At 40.8% G+C, this 13,321-nt stretch carries 14 protein-coding genes; 9 read left to right on the top strand and 5 right to left on the bottom strand.

The window, feature by feature from the left end:
* Position 1 precedes the first annotated feature (1 nt).
* From rlmH to lipA, 9 genes are all read left to right on the top strand, one after another.
* The gene (gene rlmH / locus HWV00_RS03205; RefSeq protein ID WP_211684675.1) at positions 2-472 is read left to right on the top strand and encodes a 23S rRNA (pseudouridine(1915)-N(3))-methyltransferase RlmH; all 471 of its coding nucleotides are present in this window, start codon (positions 2-4) and stop codon (positions 470-472) included.
* A gap of 5 nt (positions 473-477) precedes the next feature.
* Positions 478-2,337 carry a penicillin-binding protein 2 gene (gene mrdA, locus HWV00_RS03200; protein WP_211684674.1) on the top strand — a complete coding sequence of 620 codons (1,860 nt, stop codon included), beginning with the start codon at positions 478-480 and terminating at the stop codon, positions 2,335-2,337.
* A complete protein-coding gene (gene rodA, locus HWV00_RS03195; protein ID WP_211684673.1) occupies positions 2,337-3,437 on the top strand; it encodes a rod shape-determining protein RodA in 1,101 nt (366 codons plus the stop codon). The genes mrdA and rodA overlap by 1 nt, the downstream gene beginning before the upstream one ends.
* Positions 3,438-3,446: 9 nt before the next feature.
* Positions 3,447-4,442, top strand: a complete 996-nt coding sequence (gene mltB, locus HWV00_RS03190) for a lytic murein transglycosylase B (RefSeq protein ID WP_211684672.1) — start codon at positions 3,447-3,449, stop codon at positions 4,440-4,442.
* Positions 4,432-5,223 carry a septal ring lytic transglycosylase RlpA family protein gene (locus tag HWV00_RS03185; RefSeq protein ID WP_211684671.1) on the top strand — a complete coding sequence of 264 codons (792 nt, stop codon included), beginning with the start codon at positions 4,432-4,434 and terminating at the stop codon, positions 5,221-5,223. Before mltB ends, HWV00_RS03185 begins: the two co-directional genes overlap by 11 nt.
* Before the next feature lie 145 nt (positions 5,224-5,368).
* Complete coding sequence (locus HWV00_RS03180) at positions 5,369-6,535, top strand: D-alanyl-D-alanine carboxypeptidase family protein (RefSeq protein WP_211684670.1); 1,167 nt, start codon at positions 5,369-5,371, stop codon at positions 6,533-6,535.
* 93 nt (positions 6,536-6,628) lie between these two features.
* On the top strand, positions 6,629-6,898 hold the full coding sequence (gene ybeD / locus HWV00_RS03175; protein ID WP_211684669.1) for a DUF493 family protein YbeD: 270 nt from the start codon (positions 6,629-6,631) through the stop codon (positions 6,896-6,898).
* An 83-nt stretch (positions 6,899-6,981) separates the two neighbouring features.
* The gene (lipB, locus tag HWV00_RS03170) at positions 6,982-7,638 is read left to right on the top strand and encodes a lipoyl(octanoyl) transferase LipB (RefSeq protein ID WP_211684668.1); all 657 of its coding nucleotides are present in this window, start codon (positions 6,982-6,984) and stop codon (positions 7,636-7,638) included.
* Positions 7,631-8,596: a lipoyl synthase gene (gene lipA, locus HWV00_RS03165; RefSeq protein WP_211684667.1), complete on the top strand. Its 966-nt coding sequence runs from the start codon at positions 7,631-7,633 to the stop codon at positions 8,594-8,596. Before lipB ends, lipA begins: the two co-directional genes overlap by 8 nt.
* Before the next feature lie 133 nt (positions 8,597-8,729).
* On the opposite strand, the gene HWV00_RS03160 is transcribed toward lipA, so the two are convergent.
* From HWV00_RS03160 to gpt, 5 genes are all read right to left on the bottom strand, one after another.
* Complete coding sequence (locus tag HWV00_RS03160) at positions 8,730-9,461, bottom strand: hypothetical protein (RefSeq protein ID WP_211684666.1); 732 nt, start codon at positions 9,459-9,461, stop codon at positions 8,730-8,732.
* A 96-nt stretch (positions 9,462-9,557) separates the two neighbouring features.
* Positions 9,558-10,814 carry a glutamate-5-semialdehyde dehydrogenase gene (locus HWV00_RS03155; protein WP_211684665.1) on the bottom strand — a complete coding sequence of 419 codons (1,257 nt, stop codon included), beginning with the start codon at positions 10,812-10,814 and terminating at the stop codon, positions 9,558-9,560.
* 10 nt (positions 10,815-10,824) lie between these two features.
* Positions 10,825-11,928 carry a glutamate 5-kinase gene (proB, locus tag HWV00_RS03150; RefSeq protein ID WP_211684664.1) on the bottom strand — a complete coding sequence of 368 codons (1,104 nt, stop codon included), beginning with the start codon at positions 11,926-11,928 and terminating at the stop codon, positions 10,825-10,827.
* Positions 11,929-12,116: 188 nt separating this feature from the next.
* On the bottom strand, positions 12,117-12,527 hold the full coding sequence (gene crl, locus HWV00_RS03145) for a sigma factor-binding protein Crl (protein ID WP_211684663.1): 411 nt from the start codon (positions 12,525-12,527) through the stop codon (positions 12,117-12,119).
* A 271-nt stretch (positions 12,528-12,798) separates the two neighbouring features.
* Entirely contained in the window at positions 12,799-13,260 is a 462-nt protein-coding gene (gene gpt, locus HWV00_RS03140; RefSeq protein ID WP_211684662.1) for a xanthine phosphoribosyltransferase, read from the bottom strand.
* Between the last annotated feature and the right edge of the window lie 61 nt (positions 13,261-13,321).

The following is a 13,321-nucleotide window of genomic DNA, read 5'->3' as shown; positions in this document are numbered from 1 at the left end:
AATGAAGATTCAGCTAGTTGCAGTTGGCACTAAGATGCCAGCATGGGTAGAAACCGGGTATAAAGAATATGCACGTCGCTTCCCTAAAGATATGCCTTTTGAATTACTTGAGATCAATGCTGGTAAGCGTGGTAAAAACGCAGACATCAAGCGGATCTTAGAACAAGAAGGTGTAAAGACGATGCAAGCGATTCCGAAAGGTAATCGTATCGTTACTCTGGAAGTTACCGGTAAGCCTTGGACTACTGAACAACTAGCCGTTGAACTAGATAAGTGGAAACATGATGGTCGAGACGTTAGCCTATTAATCGGCGGCCCAGAAGGACTTGCACCAGAATGTATCGCGGCATCTGAACAGCGCTGGTCGCTGTCACCACTAACACTACCACATCCGATGGTACGTGTAGTGGTAGCCGAAGCGTTATATCGCGCTTGGAGTGTTACAACAAACCATCCTTATCATAGAGAGTAATATTGGTGGCAAGGAAGCGTATAACCTTACGAGACCATTCTGCGGAAACAGCATTATTTAGCCGCCGCATCTTGGTCTCATTTATTTTTGTCCTCTGTATAATCTGTTTATTATTAAGTAATCTTTATTACTTACAAGTAGACTCATATCAAGCTTACAAAACCCGTTCGAATGAAAATCGAGTCAAATTAGTTCCTATCCCACCTAACCGTGGACTTATCTATGACCGTAACGGTATTTTATTAGCTGAAAATAAACCCGTCTACAGCTTAGATATGGTACCGGAAAAAATTACCGATATTGACGCGACAATTATCAAATTAACCACCTTATTAAACCTGACTGAAGATAATATCGATGATTTTCGTACTCGCTTAAAGCGCCAACGTCGTTTTAAACAAGTTTCGATATTAACCAACCTGTCTGAAGTACAAGTCGCCCTATTTTCAGTACAGCAACATAAATACCCCGGTATTTCAGTTAACGCACGTTTAAAACGTTATTACCCTTTTGGTGATGCACTAACGCATGCCCTTGGTTATGTTGCTCGAATCAACAGTAATGATCTTAATCGTTTAGAAAAAAGCGGTTTACGTACAGCCTATGCTGCTACACATGATATCGGCAAGCAAGGTATCGAACGTTATTACGAAAACACGTTACATGGCGAACCAGGCTTCAAAGAAGTCGAAGTTAATAACCGTGGCAAGATCATACGAACACTCAAAATAACACCACCAGTACCCGGTAATGATCTGTACTTGAACATCGATATTCGCTTGCAACTTAAAGCACAAAAAGAACTTGCTGGTCGTCGTGGTGCGATTGTCTTACTTGCACCAAAAACAGGTGAAGTACTCGCGATGGTTTCAAGCCCGAGTTACGATCCAAACTTATTCGTGCATGGCATTAGCAGCAAAGATTACAACCGCCTCTTACAATCAAAAGATCGCCCGTTAATTAACCGAGCAACACAGGGCCGCTACCCGCCAGCATCAACGGTTAAACCACAGTTAGCGATCTTAGGATTAGAAGATGGGGCAATAACACCAAGTACCATTATTAATGATCGCGGTTGGTTCCAGATCCCAAATACCAAACGTCGATTCCGAGATTGGAAACGCTGGGGACACGGTAAGATCAATGTCTACAAAGCCATTGAACAATCATCAGATACCTTCTTTTATAACCTCGCTTATAACGTCGGTATCGATAAGATTCATAGCTTCATGACCGAATTTGGTTTTGGTGAATATACCGGTATTGACGTAAAAGAAGAAACAAATGCCATTATGCCTTCACGAGACTGGAAACGAGGTCGCTACAATCAACCTTGGTATCAAGGTGATACGATTTCAGTTGGTATTGGTCAAGGGTACTGGTCTGCAACACCAATCCAACTTGCCAAAGCCACTGGTATTGTTGCGAGTCGAGGTTTACGCCCAGTACCGCAGCTAATCAAAGATATTAAATATACCAATGGCGACATTTATAAACCGGTTGTGGAATTACCACCAATCAAGTTGAAAGATCCAAGCAACTGGCAAGTGGCTAAAGATGGCATGCATGGTGTGGTAAGTAAAAGTAACGGTACCGCACGTCGAGCGTTTGCTAAAGCAAACTACACAGCGGCAGGTAAATCGGGGACAGCACAGTTATACCAACTCGGTGAAGAAAAATACGACGCCAGTAAGATCCGAGAACGATTACGTGATAATGCCATGTTTGTTGCTTATGCACCGTTTGAAGAACCGGAGATATCAGCAACTATCATTCTTGAAAATGCCGGTGGTGGTAGTTCACAAGCCGCGCCATCAGCACGTCGTTTATTTGATGTCTACTTTGACAATAAAAAGGAAAATTAATGCCAGATCGTCGTCATAATCAAAGTATTTGGTATAAATTACACATCGATTTTCCGTTACTATTTGGCTTATTAAGTCTCATGGGCGTAAGTCTCGTGGTACTTTATAGCGCAGGTGGTGCAGATATAGCGCTTATGGAAAGACAAGTTATTCGAATGCTACTCGCGCTCGGAGTCATGTTTGCACTAGCACAAATTTCACCCTCGACTTATCGACGATGGGCTTTCCCCATTTTTGTCATTGGTACTATTTTATTAATCGCAGTATTGTTATTTGGTCACGTTGGTAAAGGTGCGCAGCGCTGGATTGATCTTGGCTTTACCAAGTTTCAGCCTTCCGAGATAATGAAGGTTGTCATGCCATTAGCAGTAGCTCGTTACATGAGTAACCAACCTATTCCACCCAGCTTTAGAACCATTATCACCGCATTAATCATGGTTTTGGTTCCGACACTATTGATTGCTAAACAGCCCGACCTAGGTACTTCGTTACTGGTCTCTATCTCAGGTATCTTCGTTATTTTCTTAGCGGGTATGTCATGGCGGTTAGTGATGATTGCATTTGGACTGGTTTCAGGCTTTGCACCTATTCTTTGGTTTTTCTTAATGCACCCTTATCAAAAACAACGGGTGTTAACCTTCCTCAACCCAGAGACTGATCCATTGGGTTCTGGTTACCATATTATTCAATCTAAAATTGCGATCGGCTCAGGCGGGTTCTGGGGCAAAGGTTGGTTATCAGGCACCCAGTCACAATTAGACTTTTTACCAGAGCGTCACACCGATTTTATTTTTGCGGTATTCAGTGAGGAATTCGGTTTATTCGGCGTGATCTTACTGCTGTCACTTTATTTATTTGTAATCTGCCGCGGCTTAATTATTGCGATGCAAGGCCAGCGCGTGTTTGAACGCCTTATTGCTGGCAGTATCACCATGACATTCTTCATTTATTTGTTCGTAAATATCGGAATGGTAAGCGGATTGTTACCTGTAGTGGGCGTACCACTGCCTTTAATTAGCTATGGTGGCACTTCGATGGTGACATTGATGGCTGGTTTTGGCATTCTAATGTCTGTAAGAACACACCGTCGCTTAAGTTGAGGAATTCAGATGCTAGGTAAAAAAGTATTATTTCTGCTAGGTTTAGCAGCGTTTCAAGCTAATAGTGCTGAGTTAAGCAGTGAGCACAAGACTTGGGTTGAAGAGCTAAGTACAAAATATGACGTATCAGAAGAAAAGCTTACCGATGCCATCGGCCAAGCAAAATTTGATGAAAACGTATTAACCAAAATTCAAACACCATGGGAAAAGAAACCTTGGTATAAATACGCACCGATCTTTATTACTGAAAGTCGTATTAACAAAGGCGTCGAGTACTGGAAACAATACGAAGATACGTTTGCTAAAGCCGAAGCTGAATACGGTGTCCCAGCACAAGTTATCGTGGCAATTATGGGCGTTGAAACCTTCTATGGTAAATACAAAGGCAACATCTCAGTATTAGATTCACTCTATACGCTCGGTTTTAATTATCCATCCCGTGGTAAATTTTTCCGCCAAGAGTTTGCGCAATACATTAAATTAAGCGAACAACAGGGTTGGAAACTAACTGAAACACAAGGTTCATATGCTGGAGCAATGGGCTTAGGTCAATTTATTTCATCAAGTTATACCCATTACGGTGTTGATTTTTCTGGTGATGGTAAAGTTGATATGATCAATGATCCTGTTGATGCTATTGGTAGTATCGCCAATTACTTTAGCAAGCATAAATGGACGACTGATGCATCCGTCGCTTATCCAGTCAAAGCAGACAGCGAAAAAGTGGCAGCATTACTGAGTTCATCATTAAAAATCAAACACACATGGGCAGATCTAACAGCTGCGGGTGTCGAATTAAAAGAATCAGATGATCGCGTACCAAGTATCACGATAGAAGACTCAAGCCCTGCAAAACTACTCAAACTGCAACAGCTTGATAGTGATGAATACTGGGTTTACCTAGATAACTTCTACACCATCACGCGTTATAACCACAGCCCATTGTATGCAATGGCAGTATTCCAACTAAGTGAAAAGATTAAACAAGCTAAACATGCGCAATAAACAACGTTTAACCCTACTTTGTATCTGCGGCCTATTGGCCGCATGTTCTTCTTCTCGTTATGAGTACAGTGATGATCACGCACCAGAGAATATTCCTCAGCTTGAGGATATTGCTGATGCAGTGCCAACACCACAAACTTATAGTCGCTACGCGAATCGTGACTATCAAGTACGCGGTATTGATTATGAAGTATGGCGTGATATAAAAACCTTAACGCAAGAAGGTAAAGCATCTTGGTACGGTAACAAGTTTCATGGTCATAAAACCTCTAATGGTGAGATTTATGACATGTTCTCTATGTCTGCTGCACACAAAAACTTACCACTCCCTAGCTTTGTTAAAGTAACCAATTTAGGGAATGATAAAACAGTTATTGTACGCGTTAATGATCGTGGTCCTTTCCATCCAGAACGTATCATAGATCTGTCTTACGCTGCAGCCTATAAACTCGATATGCTGCAATCAGGTACCGCTAATGTACGTGTTGAATTAATTATTCCCACGACTGATAACAGCAGCTTATTTACGCCTAAACCACAATGGTTTATTCAAGTATTAGCATCGAGCAGTGAAACTAAAGCACAGAAAATTGCCGATACGTTGGGCACTCAATACAGCACTGAAAACCGCTTGGTCATCAGTGGTAAGTTCCATCGCGTTCAACTTGGCCCTATCACCGACAATGATAAAGCACAGGCACTTTTAGCTAAAATCCAAAAAAATCATAAGAATGCTTACTTATTGAAGGAACTTTCCAGTAAAACTGTATCTAATAAATAAACTTTAAATAATAAGACATAGAAACAGCTAGTTTGATAGACTAGCTGTTATTATCGAATAATCTTGATCAACAAGTGCTTGATTAAGATTATTTAATTAAGTTATCAATAACTTAATTCCAACTTTAATCATAGTGAAGTGAAACGTGGCCAATCAATTAAAAAAACTTATCTTAACGAGCCTAGCAATGGCGAGTTTTTCATTAAGTGCAGCACCGAGTGTTATCCCAGATACTCCAGTCGTTGCAGCTAAAGCATTCATATTAGTTGATTTTGACTCAGGTAAAGTAATTGCAGAAAAAAATGCTGATGATTCATTAAAACCTGCCAGCCTAACTAAAATGATGACAAGTTATGTTATTGGTCAAGAAATCCAAGCCGGTAATATCAGCCTAGATGACGAAGTTACCATCAGTAAAAATGCATGGGCTAAAAATTTCCCAGACTCATCAAAAATGTTTATCGAAGTTGGCAAGACAGTTACGGTAGAAAAACTGAATCAAGGCATTATTGTTCAATCAGGTAATGATGCTTGCGTTGCAATGGCTGAACACATCGCTGGTACAGAAAGTGCGTTTGCACAATTAATGAATTCATGGAGCAAACAGCTTGGTATGGATTCAACGCATTTTGCTAATAGCCACGGTCTAGATAGCAAAGAGCAGTACACTACCGCACGTGATATGGCGACATTAGGACAAGCACTTATCCGTGATGTACCTGAAGAATATCGCATTTACTCACAAAAGAAATTTAGCTACAACGGCATCACCCAATATAACCGTAATGGCTTATTGTGGGATAAGAGCATGAACGTTGACGGTATTAAAACCGGTCATACTTCGGGCGCGGGCTTTAACCTAGTGTCTTCAGCAACCAAAGATAACATGCGCTTAGTTGCTGTTGTACTTGGTACTAAAAGCTCAGATGCACGTAAAGCTGAAAGTAAAAAACTACTTAACTTTGGTTTCCGCTTCTATGAAACAGTAACACTACACGAAGCAAACTCGAGCATCGTTGAAGAACGTGTATGGATGGGTGAGCAAGAGCAAGTTAAACTAGGTCTAGCAAATAAATTAACGCTAACAGTGCCACGCGGCCAAGCGAAAAACCTAACAGCTGACTTTGAAATTGAAAAAGAGCTAAGTGCACCGATTGCTAAAGGCGATATCGTCGGTAAAGTGTTCTATAAATTGAACGACGAAGAAATTGCACAAGCTGATTTAATCGCGCTTGAAGACGTTGAACTGGGTAGCTGGTTTAGCCGTTTAATTGATTATTTCAAATTATTATTTGCCGGTTGGTTTGGTTAATCCTTTCCCTGACACCGTTACCCGATTATAATGACGAATACAAAGGAGGCAATTGCCTCCTTTGCCATTATTTCTAAGGTACGAGAAAAACTAATGTCTTTAAATACCAAATTCGACGAATTACTTGATTTCCCTTGTCTATTTAACTTTAAAGTTATCGGTAATACCGATCCAAAACTAGAAGATAATATTGTTGCTGTTGCCCAAAAGCACGTGTCAGGTAACTATGCTCCGACATCTAAAAAGAGCAGCAAAGGCACTTATAACTCTGTAACTATCAAAGTTAAAGTACAAGACAAAGATCAAGTAGAAGGCTTATATGTAGCTTTCGGTGCGATCCCAGGTGTGATCCGCGTTTTATAATAAATAATACTAATATCAAAAATCTAATCAGCTTTGCTCATTAGATTTTTGTCGTTGGTGTGAATCACATAGAGGAGCATATTTTGTCAGAACATAGCATTATTATTCGTCAACTTAATCGCCAATCTTACAGCACTATATTTGACGCGATGAAATCGTTTACTGATAACAGAGACGAGAACACTGAAGATGAACTTTGGTTTGTTGAGCATGATCCTGTATTTACACAAGGTCAAGCAGGTAAAGCTGAACATATACTCGCCACTGGCGATATTCCAGTCGTGCAAGCCGATCGTGGTGGTCAAGTTACTTACCATGGTCCGGGTCAACAAGTAGTCTACTTCTTACTCGATATTAAACGCCGTAAACTGGGTGTGAGAGAACTTGTTACCCATATCGAAAATGGTATTGTTGCTTCGCTGGCAGAATCAGGTATTGAAGCCTACCCACGCGCAGATGCACCCGGTGTTTATGTTGCTGACAAAAAAGTTGCTTCATTAGGTTTAAGGATCAGAAAAGGCCGCTCATTCCATGGTTTAGCACTTAATGTAAACATGGACTTATCGCCTTTCCTGCGTATTAACCCTTGTGGTTATGCGGGTATGGAAATGACCCAAACAAGTGATCTTGGTGGTGCTACCAGCTTAGGCGAGATACAACCTAAGCTGGTCGAGCACCTATGTTCCCTGCTAGAATACACCCAATTAACTTTCAAAGATGGATTAACAGAGCATGAGTAAAACCGTTCGATTAGAGCCTGGCGTTAAACTTCGCGACGCAGATAAAATGGCTAAAATTCCAGTGAAAATCATTGCTACTGATAATGATGAAATCCTGCGTAAGCCATCGTGGATGAAAATCCGTCTACCGAAAAGCTCTGCTCGTATCCAAGAAATTAAAAATGTGATGCGTGAAAACAATCTGCATTCAGTATGTGAAGAAGCATCATGTCCGAATCTTTCGGAATGCTTTAACCACGGTACAGCAACCTTTATGATCATGGGCGCTATCTGTACGCGTCGTTGCCCATTCTGCGATGTTGCACATGGTAAGCCATTACCACTTGTTGCCGAAGAACCGCTAAAACTTGCACAAACAATTGCAAAAATGAAGTTAAAATACGTGGTAATTACGTCTGTAGATCGTGATGACTTACGCGACGGTGGTGCACAGCATTTTGCCGATTGTATTCGTGAAATTCGCCTATTAAACCCTGAAATCAAAATCGAAATTTTGGTGCCAGATTTTAAAGGACGTATGGATAAAGCATTAGATATCTTTAAAGATACACCACCAGATGTATTTAACCACAACCTAGAAACTGCACCGCAACATTACAAAATGGCGCGTCCAGGTTCAGATTACCAGTGGTCTTTACGTTTATTAAAACGCTTTAAAGAAATGCACCCAACTGTTCCAACTAAGTCAGGTCTCATGATGGGCTTAGGTGAAACAAACGAAGAAATTGCACAAGTAATTAAAGATCTTGCGGAGCACGGTGTAACGATGCTAACACTAGGTCAATATTTACAACCTAGCCGCCATCACTTACCAGTGAAACGCTACGTTCATCCTGATGACTTTGATGCACTAGGTGTACTTGCGAAAGAAGTTGGCTTTGAGCATGCAGCTTGCGGCCCGTTCGTTCGCTCTTCATACCATGCAGACTTACAAGCACAAGGTAAAGAGGTTACTTAACCCTTTCCAGTGTTTTATCAAAGCTAGCACGGAATTTCCGCTGTTAGCTTTGATTACTGACTCAATATCAAACATAAAAACACCCTAGCATTCGCTTATAGCACCTCAGAAATCCTCTGCAACGACTCTATTTTTATTCACCACCTTTTTCATCGCCTTCAAAATAAGTACCTGGTGCTGTAAATAATCGCTTCGTCGCATCAACCGGCATTTCTAAAATACCTTTAATGGCACCTTTCGTCGCACCCTTAGACGCATTTTCACCAATCTTATCACTGGCTTCAACCAAAGCTTCGACACGTGTTAGCGTTGGTGGTATATCCAGACGCACTTTTTCAACTTGCGCTAAAATAGGTGGGACTAATTTGTTAATATCATCCACCCGCTTGTTCACCTCATCAACTCGCGTCAGGACCGCAGGGATCCGATTATTGACTGCGTTAACTTGTTTTAACAACGCCGGTAACTCAGCCCTTACTGCTGCCACTTCAGCGAGAATAGGCGGCACCGCTAAACGAATCGATTCAAGTTCTTGTAACATTGGCGGAACACTCACGCGGACAGATTCAACCTCAGTTAAGATACTTGGCACACTATCCCGTACGGCGGCAACTTCAGTTAATATATTCGGAATGCTTTGTTCATTAATCAATTCTACTTGCGCAACTATCGCTGGGATTTGCACAGCAATATCATCAATTTCCTGCAATATATCAGGCAACGCTTTACGTACTTCAGACACCTCTTTGGTCAAATTCAGTACCGCATACGAAAAATAACTTAAGCTCGCAGCAATTAAACCTGCAGCTAAGACTGCTGAAAAATTAAATCGTGAAGCCGCTTTATCTACCGCTTGTTGAGCCATAAGCCCTCCGTATTTAATTACCCGAAATATAAAAAAGGCAGCCACACATTACTGGACTGCCTTAAGACTTAATCAAATTAACGACATGCTAAACGCTTATGGGCGAATTAAACCATCGCCAATCGCGATCCATTTATACGTTGTTAACTCTTCTAAACCCATTGGGCCACGCGCATGTAGTTTCTGCGTTGATACAGCGACTTCAGCACCTAAACCAAACTGACTACCATCGGTAAAGCGTGTACTTGCATTCACGTAAACAGCTGCTGAGTTAACCGCATTTAAGAAACGTGTCGCGTTCGTTAAGTTATCCGTTAAGATCGCATCAGAGTGCTCTGTCGAATGCTCACGGATATGGACAATCGCTTCTTCAACGTCATCTACCACTTTCACACCTAGAATAAGCGCTAGCCATTCTTGGTCAAAACAATCGGCAGTTGCAACATGCAAGTTTTTAGCATTTACATTAGATAGTGCAATGTGTGCTTTCGGCTCGGCACGTAATTCCACACCACTTTTTTCCAAACGTTCAGCAACGAGTGGCAAAAATGTGTCTGCAATATTCTTATGTACTAATATCGTATCCAGCGCATTACATGCTGAAGGACGTTGTACTTTTGCATTTTCAATAATCGCAATCGCATTTTCAACATTAGCAGAGGCGTCAACGAACGCATGACAAATGCCCATACCACCCGTAATAACAGGGATAGTGCTTTGCTCTTGGCATAAACGGTGTAAACCTGGACCACCACGCGGGATGATCATGTCGACATATTTATCCATTTTCAATAATGCTGTCACCAATTCACGGTTAGGATCTGCAATAACTTGAATGGAATCTTTTGGTAGTTTAGCCGTTTCTAATGCCGCTTGAATAACATTAACTAATACAACATTCGAATGAACCGTTTCTTTACCACCACGTAAAATCGCAGCATTACCTGTTTTTAAACTTAATGCCGCAATATCAATCGTCACATTTGGACGGGCTTCATAGATAACACCCATTACGCCGAGTGGAATACAACGCTTTGATAAACGTAAACCGTTTTCTAGAACCTTACCTTCAGACTCTGCGCCAACAGGATCTGGTAAAGCAATAACGCTACGCACATCAGCAATAATTGCAGCAAGTCTTGCTTCTGTTAATAATAGACGATCAAGTAGCGCATCCGTTAAACCATTTTGTTTACCGGCATCAATATCTTTCGCATTAGCAAGTAAGATTTCTGCTTGGCTATTTTCAAGCTCGCAAGCAATACACTCTAATGCATTATTTTTTTGTGCGGTTGTTAGCGTTGCTAATTCATAACTCGCCGTTTTTGCTCTTTTTCCTAATTCTTGTAACACGGTATCTTCCTTAAAATAAAACTAAATCATCGCGATGTATCGCTACAGCACCATAGCCGTAACCCAACTTGCTTTCGATGTCACATGAATGGCAACCTGCAATCGTCGTTAACTCATCACTGGTATAGCGACAAATACCACGACCAAGTAGTTTGCCTTGTAACGTTTGTAGCTGTACAACATCACCACGTTTGAAAACAGCTAACACGTCAGTAATGCCTTTCGGTAACAGGCTACTGCCTTTTTGTTTCACAGCATTAACAGCACCATCATCAATCACAATAATACCTGATGGTGGTGGCCCCGCAAGGATCCACTGTTTGCGGCTTTCTAATGGGGTGATATTTGAAGGAAATAACGTACCAACACGCTTACCTTCAGCTACACGTAATACCACATCTTCAGCAACACCCGCTGCAATAACAACATCAATGCCTGAACGACATGCGATTTCTGCAGCTTGTAATTTCGTTGCCATGCCACCAGTGCCTAAACCACCCACTGTACCACCTGCTAATTGACGTAATTCGTCATCAATAACATCAACAACTTCAATTAATTTTGCGTCAGGATTACTGCGAGGATCTGCCGTAAATAAACCATCCTGATCCGTTAACAACATCAGTGTATCTGCATTAGCTAAAATAGCTGCAAGTGCCGATAAATTATCATTGTCACCCACTTTAATTTCAGTGGTTGCAACAGCATCATTCTCATTAATAATCGGTACAATGCGGCTATCAAGTAATGCACGCATCGTATCGCGTGCATTTAAAAATCGTTCACGATCATCAAGGTCTGCACGTGTTAACAGCATCTGACCGACATTTAAGCCGTAGATATTAAATAGACTCTGCCAAATAAAAATAAGCTGACTTTGACCTACTGCGGCCAACATCTGCTTATTTGCCATGGTGGGGGCTAATTCAGGCGCACCTAAATGCTCACGTCCAGCAGCAATCGCCCCTGACGTTACAACAATAATGTCATGCCCTTGTTTGTACAATTGTGCACACTGACGAACCAATTCAACCATATGCGCACGGTCTATTTTAGACGTGCCACTGGTTAATACACTGGTTCCTAACTTCACCACGATGGTTTTCTTAGTCATTTAACTCATTCTCGTTACTTACTTAACAAGTATTTTGACCTGAGAATTGAATTTATACAATAGGGAAAGCTTGATAGGCGGGGAAAGTACAGCGAAACACTGCACTTTTACTCGATCCAACGTTACATTTGTTACCAAACCGTAGGATCAAGCAGAGTTAACTAAAAATAAAGTACTAAGGCATTACATTAAGCGGCAGATAAAACCAAGGTTTTAGCTAGAATAGAGGACGGTTTAAGGTTGAATTTTAGCTGCTCAGTTAAACAAATTGATAACTTTTCATAAAATTGATTGAGCGTTTTTGTCACATCGTGCTGATACTGTTTTGGTATGGGTTTTTCCACCCAATTACCCGCTTTATTATAAACACCAAATTGATAATGATACTCGAATGTTTCATTGACCAATTCCATCTCTAACCACCAACCATGAAATTCACGCTCTTCAGGTTCAATATTTGCGTCAATACAAATACTAAAGCAATCAAAATAAAAGGACGTAGGCTGGCAATTGTTTTCTCTTAAATAAGGACCAAGTGCATTTAAAATACGAATTCGTTTACGGAAATAGATCAGATTTGGATCATTCGGTATTGGCATAATGATTTCTCTTATTTGCTTGTAGTTACGAATTAAAAGCGGTAATACCAACGCATTAAATAAACGCTCTATTTATTGTAAATTGGTATAGATGAGTCACTATAAATGTCAGGAATAACTGTTAAGCATAGCTAACAATCAAATTTGGTCAAATAATAAAACTGAAATAGTACTATTTTGCAGAATATAATATCAAGAAATGACAGCGTTATAATTTACAACGCTGTTTAATAACGAGAACACAAGCTGAAGTGCATTCTCGATATGTTAATTAACCTTGTTTGCAGATTGGATCTACAAATTCAATAGCCATATCCCAAGGTAATTCAATCCAAGTATCTTGGCTAATCGCAGTAACAAAATCGTCTACTAGAGGCTCGCCAAGTGGCTTAGCATATACAGTAACGAATTTACCTTTAGGGTACATTTGGCGAATTTTCTTCGCTGTCTCACCACTATCAACTAAATCATCAATAATAATAAAGCCTTCACCGTCACCCGGTGCTGATTTTAGTACTGTCATATCACGCTGATGATCGTGGTCGTAGCTTGAGATACATACAGTATCAACATGACGCAAATCTAGCTCACGAGCAAGAATTGCTGAAGGTACTAGACCACCACGGCTAACCGCAATAATACCTTTCCATTGTGTCGCAGGAAGAAGCTTACGAGCAAGTTTACGCGTATCACGCTGTAAATCATCCCAAGATACTATAAATTTATCACTCATTTAACCAACCTCTATATACACTTAGCGAACAAACTAAGGCATAGCTATTTAAAATCATCAA

This window comes from Moritella sp. 24, from assembly GCF_018219155.1.
Lineage (GTDB): Bacteria > Pseudomonadota > Gammaproteobacteria > Enterobacterales > Moritellaceae > Moritella.
The sequence above is the reverse complement of the archived record's forward strand: the minus strand, read 5'-3'. Positions and strand labels throughout refer to the sequence as shown.

Excerpts from the sequence above, each read along its gene's own strand:
- rlmH (WP_211684675.1), top strand. The coding sequence starts at position 2 with ATGAAGATTCAGCTAGTTGCAGTTGGCACTAAGATGCCAGCATGGGTA.
- rodA (WP_211684673.1), top strand. The coding sequence starts at position 2,337 with ATGCCAGATCGTCGTCATAATCAAAGTATTTGGTATAAATTACACATC.
- mltB (WP_211684672.1), top strand. The coding sequence starts at position 3,447 with ATGCTAGGTAAAAAAGTATTATTTCTGCTAGGTTTAGCAGCGTTTCAA.
- HWV00_RS03185 (WP_211684671.1), top strand. The coding sequence starts at position 4,432 with ATGCGCAATAAACAACGTTTAACCCTACTTTGTATCTGCGGCCTATTG.
- ybeD (WP_211684669.1), top strand. The coding sequence starts at position 6,629 with ATGTCTTTAAATACCAAATTCGACGAATTACTTGATTTCCCTTGTCTA.
- lipA (WP_211684667.1), top strand. The coding sequence starts at position 7,631 with ATGAGTAAAACCGTTCGATTAGAGCCTGGCGTTAAACTTCGCGACGCA.
- HWV00_RS03160 (WP_211684666.1), bottom strand. The coding sequence starts at position 9,461 with ATGGCTCAACAAGCGGTAGATAAAGCGGCTTCACGATTTAATTTTTCA.
- proB (WP_211684664.1), bottom strand. The coding sequence starts at position 11,928 with ATGACTAAGAAAACCATCGTGGTGAAGTTAGGAACCAGTGTATTAACC.
- crl (WP_211684663.1), bottom strand. The coding sequence starts at position 12,527 with ATGCCAATACCGAATGATCCAAATCTGATCTATTTCCGTAAACGAATT.
- gpt (WP_211684662.1), bottom strand. The coding sequence starts at position 13,260 with ATGAGTGATAAATTTATAGTATCTTGGGATGATTTACAGCGTGATACG.